Origin of the sequence: Lentzea sp. NPDC058436 (assembly GCF_042721515.1) — a bacterium.
Taxonomy (GTDB): Bacteria; Actinomycetota; Actinomycetes; order Mycobacteriales; family Pseudonocardiaceae; genus Lentzea.
In genome coordinates this window covers 801997-822069 of sequence record NZ_JBHXLF010000001.1, presented here as the reverse complement: position 1 = coordinate 822069, position 20073 = coordinate 801997, and the positions used below count along the sequence as shown (strand labels likewise).

At 71.2% G+C, this 20073-nt stretch carries 15 protein-coding genes and 2 riboswitches; of the genes, 4 read left to right on the top strand and 11 right to left on the bottom strand.

Translation table 11 applies throughout. The features are described from left to right. Positions 1 to 7: 7 nt before the first annotated feature. Complete coding sequence (locus ACFWN2_RS03405) at positions 8 to 1261, top strand: MFS transporter (RefSeq protein WP_382424656.1); 1254 nt, start codon at positions 8 to 10, stop codon at positions 1259 to 1261. Between the two features lie 6 nt (positions 1262 to 1267). On the opposite strand, the gene ACFWN2_RS03400 is transcribed toward ACFWN2_RS03405, so the two are convergent. The 8 genes from ACFWN2_RS03400 to ACFWN2_RS03365 form a co-directional block, all read right to left on the bottom strand. Next, complete coding sequence (locus ACFWN2_RS03400) at positions 1268 to 1498, bottom strand: acyl carrier protein (protein ID WP_382424655.1); 231 nt, start codon at positions 1496 to 1498, stop codon at positions 1268 to 1270. Positions 1499 to 1527: 29 nt separating this feature from the next. Then, a complete protein-coding gene (locus ACFWN2_RS03395) occupies positions 1528 to 2577 on the bottom strand; it encodes an LD-carboxypeptidase (protein WP_382424654.1) in 1050 nt (349 codons plus the stop codon). 77 nt (positions 2578 to 2654) lie between these two features. Beyond that, positions 2655 to 3473 (bottom strand): ECF transporter S component, encoded by an 819-nt coding sequence (locus ACFWN2_RS03390; protein WP_382424653.1) that lies wholly within the window; start codon positions 3471 to 3473, stop codon positions 2655 to 2657. Beyond that, positions 3470 to 5065, bottom strand: coding sequence for an ABC transporter ATP-binding protein (locus ACFWN2_RS03385; protein WP_382424652.1), 1596 nt, complete (start codon positions 5063 to 5065; stop codon positions 3470 to 3472). Before ACFWN2_RS03385 ends, ACFWN2_RS03390 begins: the two co-directional genes overlap by 4 nt. Further along, positions 5062 to 6174 carry an energy-coupling factor transporter transmembrane component T gene (locus tag ACFWN2_RS03380; protein WP_382424651.1) on the bottom strand — a complete coding sequence of 371 codons (1113 nt, stop codon included), beginning with the start codon at positions 6172 to 6174 and terminating at the stop codon, positions 5062 to 5064. The genes ACFWN2_RS03385 and ACFWN2_RS03380 overlap by 4 nt, the downstream gene beginning before the upstream one ends. Next, a complete protein-coding gene (locus ACFWN2_RS03375) occupies positions 6171 to 7091 on the bottom strand; it encodes an ABC transporter substrate-binding protein (protein ID WP_382424650.1) in 921 nt (306 codons plus the stop codon). The genes ACFWN2_RS03380 and ACFWN2_RS03375 overlap by 4 nt, the downstream gene beginning before the upstream one ends. Next, complete coding sequence (locus tag ACFWN2_RS03370) at positions 7088 to 7930, bottom strand: ABC transporter substrate-binding protein (protein ID WP_382424649.1); 843 nt, start codon at positions 7928 to 7930, stop codon at positions 7088 to 7090. The genes ACFWN2_RS03375 and ACFWN2_RS03370 overlap by 4 nt, the downstream gene beginning before the upstream one ends. After that, a complete protein-coding gene (locus ACFWN2_RS03365) occupies positions 7927 to 10452 on the bottom strand; it encodes a hypothetical protein (RefSeq protein WP_382424648.1) in 2526 nt (841 codons plus the stop codon). Before ACFWN2_RS03365 ends, ACFWN2_RS03370 begins: the two co-directional genes overlap by 4 nt. A 97-nt stretch (positions 10453 to 10549) precedes the next feature. After that, positions 10550 to 10619, bottom strand: a riboswitch (cobalamin riboswitch). 130 nt (positions 10620 to 10749) lie between these two features. Continuing rightward, positions 10750 to 10885: riboswitch (cobalamin riboswitch) on the top strand. A 31-nt stretch (positions 10886 to 10916) separates the two neighbouring features. Between ACFWN2_RS03365 and ACFWN2_RS03360 the strand changes: the two genes are divergently transcribed. Next, positions 10917 to 11921 carry a prenyltransferase/squalene oxidase repeat-containing protein gene (locus ACFWN2_RS03360; protein ID WP_382424647.1) on the top strand — a complete coding sequence of 335 codons (1005 nt, stop codon included), beginning with the start codon at positions 10917 to 10919 and terminating at the stop codon, positions 11919 to 11921. Between the two features lie 114 nt (positions 11922 to 12035). On the opposite strand, the gene ACFWN2_RS03355 is transcribed toward ACFWN2_RS03360, so the two are convergent. The 3 genes from ACFWN2_RS03355 to ACFWN2_RS03345 form a co-directional block, all read right to left on the bottom strand. Continuing rightward, the gene (locus tag ACFWN2_RS03355) at positions 12036 to 13772 is read right to left on the bottom strand and encodes an ABC transporter ATP-binding protein (RefSeq protein ID WP_382424646.1); all 1737 of its coding nucleotides are present in this window, start codon (positions 13770 to 13772) and stop codon (positions 12036 to 12038) included. Further along, positions 13769 to 15385, bottom strand: a complete 1617-nt coding sequence (locus ACFWN2_RS03350) for an ABC transporter transmembrane domain-containing protein (protein ID WP_382424645.1) — start codon at positions 15383 to 15385, stop codon at positions 13769 to 13771. The genes ACFWN2_RS03355 and ACFWN2_RS03350 overlap by 4 nt, the downstream gene beginning before the upstream one ends. 113 nt (positions 15386 to 15498) lie before the next feature. Further along, positions 15499 to 16653, bottom strand: coding sequence for a ricin-type beta-trefoil lectin domain protein (locus ACFWN2_RS03345; protein ID WP_382424644.1), 1155 nt, complete (start codon positions 16651 to 16653; stop codon positions 15499 to 15501). 237 nt (positions 16654 to 16890) lie between these two features. On the opposite strand from ACFWN2_RS03345, the gene ACFWN2_RS03340 reads away from it, so the two are divergent. Then, positions 16891 to 18879: an AbfB domain-containing protein gene (locus ACFWN2_RS03340; protein WP_382424643.1), complete on the top strand. Its 1989-nt coding sequence runs from the start codon at positions 16891 to 16893 to the stop codon at positions 18877 to 18879. A gap of 16 nt (positions 18880 to 18895) precedes the next feature. Further along, positions 18896 to 20071, top strand: a complete 1176-nt coding sequence (locus ACFWN2_RS03335; protein ID WP_382424642.1) for a ricin-type beta-trefoil lectin domain protein — start codon at positions 18896 to 18898, stop codon at positions 20069 to 20071. The last annotated feature ends 2 nt before the right edge of the window (positions 20072 to 20073 follow it).

The following is a 20073-nucleotide window of genomic DNA, read 5'->3' as shown; positions in this document are numbered from 1 at the left end:
GGCAAGGATGAAGCTCGGAGCCGACTACCGTCGGATCTGGCTCGGCAACGCGTCGTCGAACCTGGCCGACGGCGTCACGTTCATCGCACTGCCGCTGCTGGCGACCGCGACGACCGACAGCCCGGTCGCCGTCGCCGGTCTGGCGATCGCGTACTCGTTGTCCCGCATCCTCTCGGTGCTCGGAATCGGGGTGCTGATCGACCGCGGTGACCGCCGCCGTCTGCTGTACCTCGCGAACTTCTCCCGTGCAGGCATGTTCGCCGTCCTCACCGGACTCGTGCTGCTGGACGCCGCCTCGATCGTCGTGCTGTACCTCATCTACGCCGTGATGGGCATCGTCGAGACGCTGGCGGACAGCGCGGCCGTCGCGGTGCTGCCGCAGGCGGTGCCTCCCGAGGGGCTGGACAAGGCGAACTCGCAGATCGCCGGGACCCAGCTCGTCATCGACGAGTTCGTCGGTCCTCCACTGGGCGGTTTCCTCTTCGCGATGGCCGCCTTCGCCCCCTCGGCGCTCAACGTCGTCGCGTTCCTGCTGGCGGGCTTCGCCTATCTGCGACTGCGCGGCACCTACGCCATCACTCCTGTCAGGACGGACGCGTCGCCCGGCAGCATCCGCGCCGACATCCGTGAAGGCGCGCTCTGGGCGATGCGGCACCGGGTGGTGCGACTGCTCATCGTCGTCGGTGGCATCGCCTGCGTCGGCTACATGATCCCGTTCTCCTACCTCGTCCTCTACGCCCGCGACGAGCTCGGTCTGGACGCCACCGGCTACGGCGTCCTGCTCTCGTTCTCCGCGCTGGGAGGGCTGCTGGGCAGCTTCGTCGCGACCAGGCTGCGCAAGCGGGTCGGCTACGGGTGGTCCATCATCGCCGCGCTCGTGGTCGGCGCCGGGTCGTTCATCGCGATCTCGTTGACGACCAACGTCTTCGTCGTGGCCGTCGCGCTGGCCCTGTACATCGCGCACGCCGTCGTCTGGAACATCATGGCCGCCTCGGTGCGCCAGCGGGCGACCCCCGCCGCGATGATGGGTCGGGTCGGGTCGGTGGGGCGGCTGATCGGCCTGATCGGTCTCGCGGCGGGAGCGGGCGCGGGTGGTCTGCTCGCCTCCGCTTTCGGCTACCGCGTGCCGTTCGCGATCGCCGGCGCGGTCTTCGTCGTCGCGGCGGGACTGTGCCTGGTGTCCCTCAACGCCCTTCGCGAGTGGGAGGACGACGAGCCCAGGGCGGCGGAGTCGAACGAGAGCGAGCCGAGCAAGTCGTAGGGCGTGTCAACCGGCCCTGGTCGCGGTGCGGACGATCGCGCCGATGCGGGGGTCGGCGACGAACGCCTTCGCCGAGATCACCAGGCCGTGCTGCGACTTGAGCCGCGCGATCACCTGGGCGACCATCAACGAGTGACCGCCGGCGTCGAAGAAGTCGTCGTCGGGGGTCAGGTCCGGGCGGCGCAGTGCGGTGCGCAGGAACTCCAGGACGAGCTCCTCGTCGTCGCGATCAGACATCCCGTCCCGCTCCACTCCGTCGTCGACCGTCATGAGGGCAGGCCGTTCACGGTGATCCCGGAGGCCGAGTCGATCTCCACGACATCACCGTACGGCAACAGCCAGGCCGGTTGGTAATGGCCGAGATCGCCCCCGACCAGCACCGGACCCGCGATCTCCCCTGCCAGTCTCGGGAGCGACTTCTCCACCACGTCGACCCACACGTCGAAGGGCACCGAGGGGTTGTCGGCGATCAGCAACGCCCTCAGCCCGGCGCCCGCCACCAGCGGCTCCAGGCGCGCCAGCTGCTCCTCGAAGTAGTCGAGCCCCTCCGCGACGACGTCGAGCCAGAGCACCCGGTCGTGGACCGTGAGCAGGTCTGCAGCGAGGAGATCGGCGACGATCCCGATCTCGCCTCCGACCAGGCGTCCCGTCACGCTTCCCTGCCTCAGCCAGGCGTCGAGTCCGGCACGCTCGGGTTCGTCCCAGCTGTGCACCTCACCGTCCCAGCTGGACGGAACGGAGTTCTCCGTGCGCGGACTGGAGGTCTTGAGCCGGACGGGTTCGCCACCCAGCACGACCCGCACGAACGACTCGACGGTCCGGGGATCGGTGTTCGGGTCGGCGAACTGGGTCACGAACGCCGCACCGGTGAACGAGGTGATCCCGGCGCGTTCGAGCAGGAAGGCGTTGAGGTAGGTGTTGTCGCTGCGCCCGATGAGCGGCTTCGGGTGCGCGCGGATCAGGTCGGCGTCCAGCAGCGGCAGCAACTCCGCCGACGTGAGCCCGCCCACGGCGCACAGCACCCCGGCGACCTCGGGGTCGACGAAGGCGTCGTGCAGGTCAGAGGCCCTGACCTCGGCGGACCCGGCGGACCGCCCGTCGTCGGAGATGTCCGTGGCGTTGGCGGAGAAGTCGCAGCGCAGGCCGAGGCGTTCGAGCTCCGCCACACCGTCGGCCGCGGAACGCCGCGCGAACGCGAGGGACGGCAGGGAGGGGCTGATCACCCGCACGAGGTCCCCCGGCCTGAGCCCGGACACCCTGATGATCTCGTGTCTGGTGGTGATCTGATCCTCCGCGGCTGTCGGCAGGCCTGCCACCTCCACCGTAGCGCGACGTTCCGCACCGGCGTGGCGATATCCGGGAACGCCACGTCACAGGGTGAACGTGCGGCCGTTCATCTGTCGGCGAAGGTCGGGATCGCGCCGTACGAGGCCTTGCGGGACGCGCGGCGCAACGTGGCGAGCACCGCCGGGCCGATCACGAGGATCGCGACCGCGTTCGTGATGGCTCTGCCGGTGTCCCAGCCGGCGGTCGACGTCAGCAGGGTGAAGACGGCGAACCGGTGCAGGTTGCCGAGCACGGAGTCTCCTGGCACGTACGAGATGTGGCCGTCGTGGTAGGGCACCTCGGCGTCGGTGATGAACGGCCAGAACCACAGGTTCATCAGGAACCCGAACAGGTACGCGACCACGATGCCGTAGCCGACCAGCATCGCGATCTCCGCCTTGCCGGTGACGCGCCTGGGCAGCAGCCCGGCGCCCATGCCGATCCAGGCCGAGCACATCATCTGGAACGGCAGCCACGGCCCGACGCCGGCGGTGAGCAGGGCGGAGGCGAACAACGACGTGCAGCCGAGCACGTAACCGAAGCCAGGACCGAAGACCCTGCCCGCCAGGATCAGCAGGAAGAACACGGTCTCGATGCCCGCGGTTCCCGCTCCCAACGGCCGCAGGGCCGCGTTCACCGCCGACAGCACGCCGAGCATCGCAAGCGCCTTGGAGTCCATCCCGCCCTCGGACAGCTCGGCCAGCACGATGACGATCAGGATCGGCAGGATGCCGATGAACACGAACGGCGCGTCCGGGCCGTGCTGCATCGACTGGGGTTCGACCCGTACGAGCAGCGGCCAGACGAACATCATCAGGCTCGCGATCGAGGCGAGCGTCAGCACGACCGCCGAACGCTTGCCGATCTTGACCGCCGAGGTGGTCATCGCACCTCCTGGGGCAGCGCCGCGCGGACGTCGCCGACGGTGAGCCAGGGTTCGCCGAGGATCTTGGCGACCTGGGTGGCGAACGCGGGTGAGCCGCCGAGGACTTCGGCTGTGGGGCCGTCCGAGACGACTTCGCCCTCGGCCATGACGACCACGCGGTGGGCGATCGTCGCGACGAACTCGACGTCGTGGGTGGCGACGACGACGGCCCTGCCCGCCTCGGTGAGGGTGGTGATCATGCCTGCCAGCGCGGCCTTCGCGGTGTAGTCGAGGCCGCGGGTCGGTTCGTCGAGCAGCATGATCCGCGGGGCGGCGGAGAGCTGGACGGCGAGGACGAGCGCGAGTCGCTGGCCTTCCGAGAGGTCGCGCGGGTGTGCGGCCGGGTTGATGCCGGGCGCGAGCCGGTCGAGCAGGTCGCGGCACACGCCGGGTTCGGCGCCGGACTCCAGGTCCGCGGCGTCGCACTCCGCGGCAACGGTCTGCAGGTAGAGCAGATCACTGGCGGTCTGCGGGACCATGCCGACGAGCTTGCGGGCCTCGGTGCTGCTCAACGACTTCGGGTCGGTGTCGCCGACGCGCACCGCGCCGCCCTGACGTGGCCCGGAGCCCTGCAGCGCCCACAACAGCGAGGACTTGCCGGAACCGTTGCGCCCCATCATGGCCAGCACCTCGCCGGCCCGCAGTTCGACGTCCACCTCGCGCACGGCGACCTTCGGGCCGTACCGGACGATCACGCCTTGGGCCGAGAGCAGCGTCTCCCCCGCGCTCGTCCGCCGGACCGGTGGCTCGCCCAGCGTCAGCGACGACGCCCGGCGACGTGCCTCCCGCACCGACATGGGCAACGGGTCCCAGCCCGCCAACCGTCCCAACTGGACGATCGGAGGCGCGATCGGCATGTCGCGCAGCACTTCCGGAGGCGTTCCGTCCACCACTCCCCCGTTACCGGACACGTAGATCAGCCGGTCGGCGAACGGGATGACGCGTTCCATGCGGTGCTCGGCCATCAGCACGGTGGTGCCCAGGTCCTCGACCAGCCGTGCCAGCGTGGCCAGCACGTCCTCGGCCGCGGTCGGGTCGAGCGCCGAGGTCGGTTCGTCCAGCACCAGCACCTTGGGGTGGGTGGTCAGGACGGAGCCGATGGCGACGCGTTGTTGCTGGCCGCCGGACAACGTGCGCAGCGCCCGGCGACGCAGTTCGGCGATGCCCAGGAGGTCGAGGGTCTCCTCGACGCGGCGGCGCATGACCTGCGGGGCGAGACCGAGTTGTTCCATGCCGTAGGCGAGCTCGTCCTCGACGGTGTCGGTGACGAAGCCCGCCAGCGGGTCCTGCCCGACCACGCCGACCAGGTGCGCGAACTCGCGCGGCGGGCGTGAGCGGGTGGACACGCCGGCCACCGAGACGACGCCTTCGAGGTGGCCGCCGGTGAAGTGCGGGACGAGGCCGTTGATCGTGCCGAGCAGGGTCGACTTGCCCGCGCCGGTCTGGCCGGCGAACAGCACGAGCTCACCTTCCCCGATGCTCAGGGAGATGTCCCGCAGCACCGGGTCGGGCTGATCCGCGTACCAGAAGCTGACGTGGTCGAGTTCGATCATGATGCGGCCACTTCTTCTTCGAGCGCGGCGAACGGCGGTTCGGGGGTCGGGGTGAGGAACGCGGGCAGGACGCCGATCAGCACGCCCAGCAGCGGTTCCCAGGACAGCAGCGGCCAGGACAGCTGGATCAGCGACGGGTTCAGGTTCGCCGGATCCACCAGCGAGGTCGAGAAGAGCACGACCGCGACCCCGATCCCGCTGGCGGCCACCACGAGCTCCGGCAGGTGCCAGCGGTCCGGCCGGTACCGCGTGCGCTGGACCCGTCTGCCCGCCAGCCGGAACCCGAGGAGGCCGATGAGCAGGCCGGCGGACAGCACCGGCGCGGCCAGGAAGCGAGGCGTCGAACCGTCCAAAGTGGAGTAGATGCCCACGCACGCGCCGATCAGACCGATGATCATCAACGTGCCGGTCAGGAGTCGTTGCCTGGCCTCGACCAGCCCCGCCCGGCCGTAACCGCGGGAGTCCATCGACGCCGCCAGTTGCAGCGAACGGGACAGCGCGTCTTCGAGGATCGGGATCATGATCGAGTGCACCACCTGCGTGCGCTTTCCGCTGCCACCACGCAACTTCCGCGCGCGACGCACCCGCAGCACGCTCTCGGCGAGTTGCGGGAACACCGACAGCGCGACGATCACCGCCGTTCCCACCTCGTAGAGCGCGGGCGGCATCGCCTTGAGCAGCCGCTTCGGGTTCGCGAGCGCGTTGGCGGCACCGAGGCAGATCACCATCGTCGCGAGGCGCAGCCCGTCGTAGAGCCCGCCCAGCAACGACTCCGCGGACACGTCACCGAACAGCCGGATCCCCGCCGCCCACTCGGGCAGCGGGATCTCCGGCAGCCGCAGCAGGATCGTGGAGCCCTCGGCTCCGCCGAACACGAACCGGAAGCCGACCCTGATGAGCACGATCATCGCGCCGAGGATCAGGTAGAGCCGGAACGCGAGCGCCCACGGCGCCTCCGAACGCCGTGACACCACCACGAACCCGGCCACCGCGATGATGGTCAGCAGCAGCCAGGGGTTCGTGGTGCGGGTCGCGGCCACGGACAGGCCGAGCGCCCACACCCACCACGCCGCCGGGTGCAGGTCGCGCGGCAGGAAGTACGACGTCACGACTCGTTGACCTGTTTCCGGCGTCGTGCGACGAAGAACCCCGCCGCCACCAGCACGAGCACCGCGCCGCCCGCGGCCCACGGCGCGATGTCGCTCGCCCCGGAGGTCCGTTTGATGGCCTCGTTCACGTCCTCGGCGTTCTCGCCGCCGCTGAACGCGATGTTGCTCGACGGGTCGTTCGCCTTCGGACGCGCGGTCGCGCTCGCACGAGGCTTCGGTGGCGGCAACGCTTCGGTGGGTGCGCCGGCCTGCTGCGTCTCGGTCGCGCCCGGCTCGGTTCCGGGCGTGCTCGTGTCCTGCCGGCGGCCCTGAACCGGCTGCTGCACCTCGTCGGGGTCGTCGCTGGCCGGCTTGGGTTCCTCGACCGCGTTGCAGCCCGTGCTCCCGGTACCCGGTCGCACGGCGGCGATGCGGGGCACGGGGTTCGTGTCGGCGGTCGCGTTGAGGGAGAACGACCAGCCCTCGAAGCCGCCGGGGATGAACCGGCGGTTCTTCACGCCCCACTGGCTGTAGTCCCAGGCGCAGTTGTTCCCGGCGTGCCAGTAGGACCAGTAAGCCGCGGCGGGAGGCGTGTCGACGCACAGCTCCTGGTACTTATCCCTGCCCGTGATCGGGATCTTGTCCGCAGCGGCGGGCTGGTTCTCGACGCGGCAGATGAAGGCCTCACCCCACCGCTGCACGCCGGTGACCTGGAACCCGGCGCCCTTCAACGCGTCCAGGCCGGTGCCCTCGGTGGCCTGCGGGTTGCAGCGCACGATGGCGTCGCCGCCCAGCTGCTGGAAGTCGACGACGACGGTGACGCCCTTGCCGTCCTTGCAGAAACCGGGATGGCCCTTGCTCTGGTCGATCGCCGACGCGGCCGGTGCCGTGCCCACGAGCAGGGTCACGGCACCGGCGAACGCGGCGAGCCTCCTCATTGGACGGTCAGGGTGGCGGACGAGTACACCGTCACCCCGTTCCCGGTCGCGGAGATGATGTAGGTGTAGGTGCCCGCCGCGGTGGGCGTGACGTTCTGCGTGCCGCCGGGCGCGGCCAGCGAACCGGACCAGCCGCCGCCACCGGACGACGGCGTGACCGAACTGGCGGAGACCGCGGTGGCGTTCGTCGACGTCCAGGTCAGCGACGTGGTCTGACCGAGAGTGATCTTGCGGTCCAGGTCGTTGATCGAGAGGGACACCGCGGGGTTGCTCGCGTTGACCGCGGGGTTCGTCGGCGTGACACCGGGAACCGGGTTGGTGGAGGCGGACTTGTTGAGGGAGAACGACCAGCCCTCGAAGCCACCGGGGACCACGGTGCGGTTCAACGCGCCGTAGCTGCTGTAGGTCCAGGTGCTGCCGGCGCCGTTGGCGTGCCAGTAGCCCCAGTACGCGGAGGCGGGCGGCGTGTTGAAGCACGCCTCCTTGTAGGTCGGGTTGCCGGTGACCGGGATGTTCTCGGTGGCCGACGGGCGTCCGTTCAGACGGCACACGAAGCCCAGGCCCCAGCGGGTGGTGCCGGCCAACGGGATTCCCGCGTCCTGCAACGCCTTGATGCCGGTGCGGTCGGTGCCGGGGTTGGCGTTGGGCGAGCACCGCGTGATCGTCGGCGCCGCGGTGCCGCCGTTGCCGTCGAGCTCCTGGAAGTCGATGACGATCGTCGTCCCGCTCAGCGCGTCCGAGCCGGTGCAGATGCCGTCATAACCCGCCGCCTGAGCGGGTGCGGCCAGTCCGACCGTCAGCGTGACCAGGACGGATGAGGCAGCGAGGAGCTTTCTCACGGTGTGACCCCCTTGGTGTTGATCAAACGACGGAGTACGAGAACGAGCAGGGCTCCGAGCAGCAGCAGGCCGCCGAGGGCACCCAGCCCCCACAGGAGCAGCTGAGGTTGCGTGAACCGGTCAACGGCTTGGGGTCGCACGTCAGCCGTCACGTCCGCGAGGGGCAACCGCACCGCCGGAGACAGCGGCGAACCCGCCGCGGTCAGCCAGGACCTGCCCGCCACCCCCTGCGCGGCGGCGAGGCTCGTCGGGAAGTCGGTCCTGCCGTCGCTCGCGGCGACCGCGCCCTTCGTCAGGCCGCCGTCCGCGAGAACCAGCTCTCCCAACGACCGCGCGGTCTCGCTCGCGTCCAGTCCGGCGAACTGCCGGGTGGCGGCGACCGCGGCGCTCAGCGCCACGTCGGGCTGCCCGGCCTCCCCCTCGACCAGGCCCCTGCTCGTCGACCTGGTGCCGAGCGCGGTCACCGCCCGGACGAACGCGGACGTGCGTTCGTCGGACCAGCCGTCCGGTTTCCCGCTCGGCGGGACGTCGTCGGTGTGCGTGCGGGCAGCGAGCGCGGTGACGGCTGCCGCCGTCGCACCGACGTCGCCCGACTCGCACCTGTCGGCATCGAGGTGCTCGGGGAAGGTGCCGTCCGCGCATTGGCGTTGGAGCAACGCCTCGACCGACCTGCCGGGATCCGGTGCGGTGGCGAGCATCGCCCAGGAGTGCCGCTTCACCGTGGCGTTCGCATCAGCGTAGGCGCCCTTGTCGGTGAACGTGCCGTCGTCGCCGCGCAGCTTCAGCAGGTCCGCGCGGAACCGGCTGACGTGGTCGGTCGCCTGCGCGAACTCGGCGATGACCACGAGCTTCGCGAGCGGCTCGGCGTACGCCGCCTCGCCCTGTTCGTACGGTGCGCCGTGGGCGTAGGCCTCGACCGCGTCCGGTGTCAGCAGGAACTTCGTGGCCCGGTCGACCGCGTCCGGCTGTTCGCCCAACGCCCGCAGGGCCAGGACCAGGTCCGCGGTGGCGTCGTGGTCGACGTACCTCTGGTCGTTCTCGGTGACCTCGACGTGGTCGCCGCCGACCAGCCTGTCCGCCAGGTAGGCGCCCAGCTTGGACGCGGGAGTGGCCGTGTCCGGGCGCTCCTGGGTCTTGGTCGGCGGCGGGACCTGGCGGGTGACGGCCTTGGGTGCGGTGGCTTTCGGTGTGGTGGCCTTGGGCTTGGGTGCCGGGACGGTCGTGTTCGGCGCGGCGGTCGTCGTCTCGGTCCTGGTGGCCGGCGTCGTGGTGGTGGTCGTCTTGGAGGTGGTCGTGGTCGTCGTTGAGCTGCTGGTCGGCTCAGGACCGCCGCCCGTGGCCAGCGCGTAGAACCCCACCTGCGACAACCCCAGGGAAGCCTGGGCACCCGCTCGGATCCAGGTGTCGACCCCGGCGATGCCGGTGCCGCGCGCCGCGACGTAGGACTCCGGGTTGTAGGCGATGGCACCGATGTCGTTGCTGAGCGAGTTGCCCGAGTCCGCCGCGGCGGTCGCCTGCGCGGACTTCAGGAACGCCACGCCGCGGTCGACCAGCGCCTCGGAACCACCGGCGTCCGCGAGCGCCTGCACGACGAGCCCGGTGCTGTTGGTGTTCGGCGCCTCGGTGCCGACCCCGCCACCCCAGCCGCCGCTCGCGCTCTGGTTGCCCGCGAGCCAGGAGACCGCTCGGGCGATCGGGGCGTCGAGGCCCTGCGCGCCGGCCCGTTTCGCGGCCAGCATGGCCGACAGCCCGAGACCGGTCGTGTCACCGTCCGAAGGGGACACTCCGGTCGCCTTGCCCTCGTCGCACGAGGAGATCTTGTACCCGTCCGGTGTGACGTGGTCGCCGGTCTCGTCGGTCTTCACGAGGGCGAAGAAGATCCTGAAGTAACCCTCGGAACACTGCTGCGTCACCAGCTTGTCGATGGCGAGCTGGTCGTTCTCCCCCGCGGCGGCCAGACCGATCACGCCGATCGCCTGTCCGAACACGTTCGCGTTGTTGGTGACGAAGTCCGCGTACTCCGGGTTCTTCGAGTAGTCGCTGACGCGGCCGATGTCCGGGCCGGAGCGCCTGATCGCGGCCTTGGTCTCGGCGATCATGTCGTGGCCGTCGAAGTTCCGGGGGTCACGGCCGGAGATCTGGGCCGCCACCAACGTCTTCGCCGCCGCGCCGCCGGTGATGACGGCCTCGAACCCGCTGTCGGGAATGAGCCCGTCCCACGTGAAGTAGTCCGTGGCGTGGCCCTGGTCGTCGAGGTAGTCGACGATCGGCTCGGCCACAGCGCCATCGCCGGAGGCGTACGCGGCGAAGAGCACGTCGAGCATGAGCCCGTGGTCCGGGAGCGTGCCGCCGTTGGGGTTCTCGAAGGTGCCGTCCGCGCGCAGTTGCTTGGCGAGCCATAGCGAGTTCTGATGGGCGGCTTCGCGGTCGCTCGCGGCAGAGGCGGTGCCGGCGATCATGGCGGCGACGAGGCCGATGCTGACCGCGAACGCCAAACCGGCCATTGTCCTGCGGCGGCGCATGCTCTCCTCCTTTGCTCACGCGTGGGAGGACAGGCGCAGGACGCCGATGTCACCCCTGCTCTCGCGACAGCGGGTTGGACCGTTCATCCACCCGTGCGGTATCCCGACTCGCCACTTGTCCAGTGGCCCACGGTTGCGCGACAGCGCCGGAGTTCGACCGGCTTCCCCGTCACAGGTGGCGGTGTTCAGTTGTGATGGCGGCCGAGGTTAACACCCGATCACTTGGGCGCGGCACCGCTGACCAGGTCGGTTAGCAGGGTCACATCGCCGTCCGCGGATAACGGTGCCAACAAAGGGCCCGGGATGAGAGCCTGTGCTCCGTCCAACTCCATTCAGCGTGGAGCGGGGGAAGTCCGGTGAAAGTCCGGCGCTGTCCCGCAACGGTGTGCCTTCGAGGCGAGCCCGGTCACCCGCCCCACGCGGTGCAGCCAGATCCTGTCGAGGAAGTGCGGGAAAGGTTTCTCATGAGACGTTTGGTGCTCGCTGCCGCCCTGCTGTGCGGCATCGGCCTGGTCACCGCTCCGGCGGCGGCCGCCACCCAGAACAAGGCCGACGCCGCCGCGGGCTGGCTCGCCCGCCAGATGGCCGACGGCGAACGGTTCGAGGCCGACTTCGGCGGCACGAAGTACCCGGACCAGGGCCTGACGATCGACGCGATCTTCGCGTTCGCCGCCGCGAAGGCGTCGGACGCGAACGCGAACAAGGCGATCACCTGGCTGGCGAAGCCGGAGATCACCACGGGTTACGTCGGCAGCGGCACCGAGGCGTACGCGGGCGCGCACGCCAAGCTGATGCTCGCCGCACAGGTCCGCGGCAAGAACCCGGCGTCGTTCGGCGGTGTCGACCTCAAGGCGGGCCTGCTCTCGCTGCTCACGCCGTCCGGGAGGTTCTCCGACCGCTCCGACTTCGGTGACTACTCCAACGCCTTCAGCCAGTCCCTCGCCCTGCTGGCGCTGGACCGCACCTCCAGCGGCGCCCCGGCGTCCGCGAAGGCGTTCCTGGCGGGCACCCAGTGCCCCGACGGCGGGTTCCCGCTGAACTTCGGCCAGACGCCGTGCGCGAGCGACGTCGACTCGACCGCCGTGGTCGTGCAGGCGCTGCGCGCCGTCGGTGACAACGTCAACGCCGCCGAGGGCACGACCTGGCTGGTGTCGAAGCAGAACACCGACGGCGGTTTCTCCGTGGGCACCAACGCCTCCAACGCCAACAGCACCGGCCTGGCCGCCGAGGCGCTCGCCGGTCACCGCCCGGCCGCCGCGGTGAAGGCCCGGCAGTTCCTGCGCTCGCTGCAGGTCGGGTGTGCCGGTGCGGTCGCGGATCGTGGTGCCATCGCTTACGACGCGACCGGTTTCGACCAGTCGACCGCGCCGCGCGCGACGGCCCAGGCGGTCCTCGGGCTGACCGGGGTCAAGCTGTCCGCGCTGTCCGGTGGTGGCACGTCTCAGGCGCCGGTGCTGACCTGCCCGTGAGGTGAGGTCGCGGGTGGTTTCCGATGCTGTACCAACGGAAACCATCCCGTGAGTTGAGACCGCGGGTGGTTTCCGTTGGCGTGCCACGGAAACCACCCACGACCGCTCAGCCGGTCAGCGCACCTCCGGTCGTGCCGACTGCCAGGCGGCCCACAGCCGGGCGTAGTGCCCCTCGGTGGCGATCAACTCGTCGTGGGTGCCCGACTCGACGATCCGGCCGTGCTCCAGCACCAGGACGCGATCAGCCGTAGCGGCCTGCCGCAACCGGTGCGCCACCACGAGTCCGGTCCGTCCATTCAGGACAGCGGCCGCCCCGTCCTCCAGGCGGGTCGCGTCGCGGCTGTCGGCCTCGGCCGTGGCCTCGTCCAACAGCACGACGGCCGGGTCGGCGAGCAGCGCGCGTGCCAGCGCGACCTGTGCGGTCTGCGCGGGGTCCAGTTCGCGGCCCAGCTCACCGACCACGGTCCGGACGCCGTCAGGTAGCTCGTCGACCCAGTCCGCGCCGACGGCCCGCAGCGCGCGTTCGGCGTCGGCGTCGGTGGCGTCCGGGGCGGCCAGGCGCAGGTCCTCGGCCAGCGGGCCCGCGAACACGTGCGTCTCCTGGGGCACGAGCACCAGCGGTGCCGCCCGGTCCGGGATCGTCCCGGCCCAGCTCACGCGGCCCTCGGTCGGTGAGGCGAGTCCGGCCAGCAGGACGGCCAGCGTGGACTTCCCGGCACCGCTGGCGCCCACGAGCGCGACAGTCTCGCCCTGCCGCAGCCGCAGGGACACGTCGTGCAGGACCGGTTCGGCCGTGCCGGGGTAGCGGTGCGTCACCGACTCGGCGCGCAGGTCCCCGGTGCGGGCCGGTGCCGGGACCGCCGCGACGGGCTCGGCGGTACCGATCACGCCGACGATGCGTTGCAGGCTCGCCATCGCGGACTGGACCTGGTCGAAGCTGAACACCAGCAGCCCCAACGGGTTGAACAGCCGGTGGAAGTACAGCGCGGCCGCCGTCACCGCCCCCACCGACGCCGATCCCGTGCGCACGAGGACGAAGCCGGTGATCACGATGGCGACGAGACCGCACAGCTCGGCGATGTTGATCCACTTGCCCCAGGCGGTGGCGAACCACAGGATCGAGCGCGAGACGTCCCGCGCCCGCCCTGACGACTCGCCGATCAGACCGACGTGGCGCTCCTCCGCGCCGTAGGCACGCAGCGTGGGAAGTCCTTCGAGCGCGGACACGAGCGTTTCCGCGCGATCGCCGAACGCCGCGCGTTCCTCGGCGTAGCGGACCGCCGCGCGCGGCAGGTACCAGCGCAACGCGAACCCGTAGACCGGGATCGCGACCAGACCGGCGGCGGCGAGCCAGGGGTCCAGTGCGAACAGGCCCACCATCGTCAGCCCGACGGTCAGGACCGCCCCGACCCACTGCGCGAGCAGCGTGGCGACGACCTCGCTGATCACGGCGACGTCGTCACCGACCCTGCTGAGCAGATCTCCGCGCCCGGTCTCCTCGACCTCGGCGGCGGGCATGCGCAGCGCGGCGGCGACGGTGTCCTCCCGCATCCGCGCCAGCACCCGTTGGCCGATCCGCGCGACGAGCGCACCGCTGACCGCCGTCAGCACGGCCGCGCCCAGACCGGCGGCGCCGACCAGAGCGGTGAGGCCGACGACGCTCGCCGCCTGGGCGCCGCCGATCACCTCGTCGACCATCCGGCCGACGACCCACGGAGCGACGAGTCCCGCCAGTGCCGCCGCGACCGCCAGCACCATCGTCGCGGCGGCCAGGCCGCGCTGGTCCCGCACGTACGCACCGGCGGCGCGGCGAACCTCGCCGGCCGTGGCCAGGGGAAGACGGCGGCTCATCCGAGCACCCTCCTGCGGTAGTCGGCCTCGCTGTCGAGAAGCCCGTGATGGGTGCCGGTCACCACTTCGCCGGTGGAACGCGCGAAGACGACCTGATCGGTGCGGTCGAGCAGGATCGGGCTCGTCGTGACCACGACGGTCGCCCTGCGCTCAGTTCCGGGACCGTGCCGATGTGCGCGCACCCCGTCCGCGACGGCCTGCTCCGTCACCGGGTCCAGAGCGGTCGTCGGCTCGGTCAGCACCAGCGCGGGCGGGTCGGTGTGCAACGCGCGGGCGAGCACGATCCGCTGCCGCTGCCCACCCGACAGGCTCAGCCCGCGATCCCGCAGCGGCTCCAGCAGGCCACCCGGCCGCGCGTCCACGACCTCGTCGGCACCCGCCGCGACCAGGGCCGGCCGCAGCTGCTCCAGCGAGTCCGCCGGCCGTCCCAGCGTGATGTTGTCCTCGAACGTCCCCGCGAACAGGTGCGCCCTGACCGGCTCGACGTGCACCCGCGAAGGCGCCTCGCCCTGCCACTCCACCCGCACCCGCCCCGGTTCCCGCCCCCGCAGCACTTCGAGCAGGTCGTCGATCACCGCAGGGTCCGCGACCACGCCGGTGCACCCGTCGGCCGGCAGCCGGACCGTGACGGACGGCCCCTCGGCACGTCCCGCTCCGGCGGGTTCCACCTCGTCGTCCAGGACGTCCCCGACACGACCGGAACTCGCCAGCGCCGCGGCCCCGAACCGCAGGTACATCCCCACCCCGGACAGCGGTTCGGCGATGAACTGGGCCGCACCGATCGCGGCGACGAACGCGCCGATCCCGATCACCCCGTCCACCGCGAGCAGACCGGCCGAGAGCACGGCCACGACCAGCACCACCGTGCCCGCCAGCACCGTCACGCCCAGCTGCAGCGACGACGCCGTGCCCGACCGGATCCCCGCGGCCTCGGCGGCCCGGCTCACCGCGCGGTACCGCCGCACGGCGGTCTCCTCCGCCCGCAGGCCGTGCACCACCCGCAGCCCCGTCACCAGGTCGGTCGCCAGCGCGGACGCGGCCGCCAGCGCCTCCTGCTGCCCGGCCACCCGCCGGGCCAGCAACGGCGAGAGCAGGTTCAGCCCGAAGGTCGTCACCACCGCGGTCACGATCAACAGCAACCCGAGCCGCACGTCGATGCCGACCAGCACCACGCAACTGACGCCCAGCGCCGCGACCGACCCGGCGAGACCGGCGATCCACACCACCGCCCGCGAGACCTGGTCGGCGTCCGACGACGCGATCGTCAGCAACTCGCCCCGGTGCCGCGCGGCAGCCGTACCGCCGACGCGCAGCAACCGGGCCCCGAGCTCGACGCGCAGCGCGTGGGCCTCCTCGACCACGGCCAGCTGAGCCGACCGCGCGAACCAGCGGTAGCACGTGTTCAGCGCGGCGAACAGCACCACCAGTCCCCCGACGCACAGCACCAGGGCGGTGAGCTCACCGCCGGCCACCGCTTCGTCGATCGCCAGGCCCAGAGCGACCGGGACCAGCGCCTCACAGGTCTGGTGCCCCATGAGCAGCAGCGACGCGGCCACCACCCGGCCCCTCTGCCGCCGCAACACCCGCCGGCGGACGCGCGCCTCGTTCCCCACGCTGCTGATGACACCCTCCCGATCCAAAGTAAGGAGACCCTAACCTTTGGATCGGGATCGCGAACGGGCGGCCGCACTCCAGCGTGTTCGCCCTCACTCCGGCGTGTTCGCCCTCACGCCTCGAATCGCCACTGCTGCTGGGGTTGCACGCCGCCACCGCAGTCCCACAGCTGCAACCGCGTGCCGTTGGCGGTGCCGCGTTCGACCGCGTCGAGGCACCTCCCCGACTGCGGGTTGCGCAGGTTCCCGTTGGGTTCGTGGACCCAGCGCTGCGCGCCGTTGCCCAGGCACGACCAGAGCCAGACCTCGGTGCCGTTCGCCGTGCCACTGCCCCGCACGTCCAGGCACTTGCCGCTCACCGGGTTGACCAGCGACTCGCCGCGCCACTCCCAGCGCTGGTTGGTGCCGCCGTGGCAGTCCCACAGGAGCGTGGCGGTGCCGTCGCCGGTGCCCCAGGCGTCGAGGTCGACGCACCGGTTGCTGCCCGCGCCGACGACCTTCTGCCCGCCACCGCCGCCACCGCCGTTGGTCGTGAAGCCGAACCGGTTGACCGCGAGGCCCGCGCCGCCGATCCAGGGTTCGAATCCCGCCTGGACGCTGGTCATGTACCAGGAGGTGTTGATCTGACCTCGGTTCACCGCGTCCTGGGTGAAGGCCTTGACGCTGAAGTTCGCCATGAGGTTCGTGGGCTGCTGCCGGACGTAGGAGATGACGTTCCAGCCGATGTTGCCGATCCACACGTCCCAGGTGCCGCCCTCCAGGTTCACCGTCGCGCGCTTGGTGCCGATGGGTTGCGGACGGCCGCGGTGGTTGGCCCAGATCATCAGTTCGGCGCCGTAGTTCTGGCCGGAGGGGTTGGCGTTGGCGTCGAACCAGATGTCGAACGAGGCGTTCCACTCACCGGAGTTCGGCGTGCTGATGTCGTAGGTGGCGCGCGGGTCGCGGAAGTCGCTGACCCGCAACGGAAGTCCGCTCCCGGTCGTGCAGGCTCCGTAGTGGCATCCTTTGTAGACGGACGGGTAGCCGGCGGGAACGCCGTTGGTGGCGTTGTTGTGGTCCGACCTCGTGATCCGGAACCCGGTGCCGTCGGCGTTGATGCACTGGGGCGTCGATGCGCCCCAACGGTTGTTCTGCGCGATGATCTGCCCGCCGTCGAGCCTGGTCGAGCCGTACTGCTCGCAGATCTCCACCGCGGCCGAGGCCGGTGGAGCGGGTGTCAGGCCGGTGAGGGTCAGGGCGAGGGTGGCCAGCAGGGTCCACGTCCGCATCTGTCTTCCTTCCGCGTCGTCGGGGAAGTCCATTTCTGGGAGCGCTCCCAGATTCCCCACCCTCGTGTGCATCGCCTTCGATGGCAAGGAAAGCACTCGAAAGGCCGTAACTTTCGTTGTTCTTTCCCACTCTGGAAACGAAAACGGGGAGGTTTCGCTGGTTCAGTGCCCGAACTCGTTGACATGTCAAGACGAACGCCGAGATTCTCCGGTCGGGCGAACTCGGGAGGTTCAACGGTGAAACGCCGACGTTCAGCGCTCTTCCTCGTACTGGTCATCATCGCTTCGACGTTCTCCACTCCGGCCTGGGCGGCGGGCGGCAGGCCGGTGAGTCAGGACGCCGCGATGTACCCGCGCGCGATCCGGCTCGCGCACAGCGGCGCCGCCAACGGACGCGTGCTCCTGACCACCACGGGCTTCCCCTCCGGCGGACCGGTGGGCGCGATCAGCGAGAGCACGGACGGCGGCGTGAGCTATCGCCGGGTCGGGACCGTCGCCGACCAGGAGGCACGAGCCGGCCTGTGCTGCACCACGTTGTTCGAACTGCCGCGCCAGATCGGCTCATTGGCGCCCGGAACCCTGCTGTGGGCGGGCAGCGCCGGTCAGGACGCGCCCGACCGGCGAATGTCGTTGCGCGTGTGGCGCAGCAACGACATCGGGCGCACGTGGGCACCGCTGGCCACGGCGGTGCGCGCGACCGGCACCGGAGGGTTGTGGGAACCCGAGTTCTCCGTGGACGCCTCGGGCAGGCTCGTGCTGCACTTCGCCGACGAGGGGCAGCCCGGTCGCAGCCAGGTCCTCGCCAGGGTGGTCAGCACCGACGGTCTGCAGTGGACCCAGCGAACGATCACGGTGGCCGGCACCGCCTCTGGCCACCGGCCGGGGATGGCCTCCGTCCGGCGGTTGCCGGGAGGTTCGTACCTCATGGCCTACGAGGTGTGCGGCTTCGGCGGGCAGTTCGACTGCGCGGTGCGCCAGCGCGTCTCGCCGGACGGCTGGAACTGGGGCGACCCGGCGGACCTCGGCCCGCTCGCCCGCACGCGGGACGGCCGCTACCTGGTGGCCACGCCGACGTTGGCGGTCACGTCGTCCGGTCGCGTGCTGCTGATCGGGCAACGCGTGCTCAACGCCGACGGCTCCACGGCGGCGTCCAACGGTCTTTCCCTGTTCGCGGCGAATCCGGCGCTGGACTCGTGGACCGCGCAACCGGTCCCGGTCGGCGTGCCGGGCGCACGAGCCGGGGTGTGCCCCAACTACAGCCCGACGCTCGTGCCGCTGGACGAGGACCGCGTGGCACAGGTGACCACGGACGTCGGCTCTGACGGCGTGTGCCGCGCGTACGCCGGAGCCGCCTCGCTGCCCCCTGCCGCCGACCAGACCGGATCGCTGCGCGCGGTGGGCGGCACCTGCGTGGACGCCGCCGCCGGAGGGAGCCGCAACGGCGACGCGGTCCAGTTGTGGACCTGCAACGGCGCCCCGGTGCAGCGCTGGACGTGGCGACCGGACGGGTCGCTGGCGGTCAACGGCCGCTGCCTCGACGTCCCCGGCGGCGCGACGGCGGCCGGCACCCCGCTGCAGATCTGGGACTGCAACGGACTTCCGCCCCAGCAGTGGCTGCACCGCCAGGACGGCGCCCTCGTCAACCCGTTGTCAGGACGCTGCCTCGACTCCCCCGACGGCGCCACCGCGAACGGCACGCGACTTCGCCTGTGGGACTGCAACGGCTCCGCCGCTCAGCGCCTGGTTCCCAGCGACCTCGCTCCACCGCTCACGACCGGCACGACCGTGTCCCTGCGCGCGGTGAGCGCTACCGACAGGCGGCTGCGGCACCAGGGCGGGCTCGCCGTCACCTCGGTCATCGCTGCGGGCAGCACGCCGCTCGACCGGCGCGACGCCACGCTGGTGGTCCGCCCAGGACTCGCCAACGCGGCCTGCTTCTCGTTCGAGCCGCTCGGCTTTCCCGGAAGTCGCCTGCGGCACAGCGACTTCCGGGTGCGGATCTCCCCGGACGACGGCTCCGCCCTGTTCCGCGCCGACGCCACGTTCTGCGCGGAGTCCGCCGTCTTCGGCACCGTGCGACTGCGTGCGCACAACGCCCCGGACCGATCGCTGCGCCACTACGCGTCAGCGGTCCACATCGCGTCACCGGGCGGCACCAACCCGTTCGACGACCCTGCCCTGCACACCGCCGACACGACCTGGGCCGTCGAGCCCGGTCTCGGCTGAGCTCCGAGGACCACCCATGTCACTGTTCAGGCGCGCCCTGACCACCGTGTTCGCCCTGCTGGCACTGACGACCGCGGTGACCGCCACCGCGTCGGCGGCACCACGACCGGCCATCGCGCTGCGGTTCCTGATGATCGTCAAACCGGCGTCCACGGCACCCGGCTGGAGCGGGCAGCTGTCCGCGGGCCAGGTGGACGCGGCGCGCAACGCGTTCCTGACCACGTGGCCGCGCATGGTGCGGGACCTCACCGGCGGCACGGTGCTCCTGCAGACCTCCGTGCAGGTCTCCCCCGACCCTCTGACGAGCACGAGCCCCGAGGGGATCATCCGACCCGAGGACGTGCGCGGCGACACCGCGCGCTGGGTACGTCCCGGCGAATGGGACGGCGTGCTCATGTACGGACCGTTCCGCGCGCACTCGTACTGGACGCTCGGCGGCAGCGGCCCGCACAACACGGGCTGGAGCAGCGTGAACGCGCGCGACGACCTGGGCTACAACCAGGACGCCCTGGCCGGCTGGACGCACGAGGCGTTGCACGGGCTGTCCCAGTTCTACTTCCGGCAGCTCGGCCTCGGCCGCGCCCCGCAGTGCGCCGACGACCCGAGCCGCACCGACGGCGTGCACTGCGCGGGCGCGTACGGCTACAACCAGAACTCGGGCAACCTCCCGTACTGGCTCGGCTGGTACCGCGACTACCTCACGGGTCGCATCGCCGGCGGCGGCATCGGTCTGGGTGAGCAGGCCTGGTCCCGCGGCAACCGGCGGGAGAACGTCCTGCGCCTCCCGGTCGGCACCACGATCCCCCGAGCCCTCGGCGGCGTGCGCAACGAACTGGGCCGCTGCCTCGACATCGCCGCGGGCGGCCAGCTCAACGCGACCGCCGTGCAGCTGTGGGACTGCAACGCCGCGCCGGTCCAGCAGTGGGCCGTGGAGACCGACGGCACGCTCCGCGCGATGGGCCGATGCCTGGACGTCCCCGGCGGGCAGACCGGCAACGGGACGCCGCTCTGGATCTACGACTGCAACGGGTCGGTGTTCCAGCAGTGGGTGCTCCGCGCGGACGGCTCGCTGCTCAACCCGAACTCCGGACGCTGCCTCGACGTGCCCGGCGGTCAGGGTGGCAACGGCACCCGGCTGCAGGTGTGGGACTGCAACGGGGCGCCGAACCAACGGTGGACGGCCGGCCTCTGACA

Bases quoted from the DNA above. Each gene is read 5' to 3' on its own strand.
- ACFWN2_RS03365 (WP_382424648.1), bottom strand. From the start codon at position 10,452: ATGCGCCGCCGCAGGACAATGGCCGGTTTGGCGTTCGCGGTCAGCATC.
- ACFWN2_RS03335 (WP_382424642.1), top strand. From the start codon at position 18,896: ATGTCACTGTTCAGGCGCGCCCTGACCACCGTGTTCGCCCTGCTGGCA.
- ACFWN2_RS03355 (WP_382424646.1), bottom strand. From the start codon at position 13,772: ATGAGCCGCCGTCTTCCCCTGGCCACGGCCGGCGAGGTTCGCCGCGCC.
- ACFWN2_RS03345 (WP_382424644.1), bottom strand. From the start codon at position 16,653: ATGCGGACGTGGACCCTGCTGGCCACCCTCGCCCTGACCCTCACCGGC.
- ACFWN2_RS03375 (WP_382424650.1), bottom strand. From the start codon at position 7,091: ATGAGGAGGCTCGCCGCGTTCGCCGGTGCCGTGACCCTGCTCGTGGGC.
- ACFWN2_RS03360 (WP_382424647.1), top strand. From the start codon at position 10,917: ATGAGACGTTTGGTGCTCGCTGCCGCCCTGCTGTGCGGCATCGGCCTG.
- ACFWN2_RS03400 (WP_382424655.1), bottom strand. From the start codon at position 1,498: ATGTCTGATCGCGACGACGAGGAGCTCGTCCTGGAGTTCCTGCGCACC.
- ACFWN2_RS03390 (WP_382424653.1), bottom strand. From the start codon at position 3,473: ATGACCACCTCGGCGGTCAAGATCGGCAAGCGTTCGGCGGTCGTGCTG.
- ACFWN2_RS03385 (WP_382424652.1), bottom strand. From the start codon at position 5,065: ATGATCGAACTCGACCACGTCAGCTTCTGGTACGCGGATCAGCCCGAC.
- ACFWN2_RS03405 (WP_382424656.1), top strand. From the start codon at position 8: ATGAAGCTCGGAGCCGACTACCGTCGGATCTGGCTCGGCAACGCGTCG.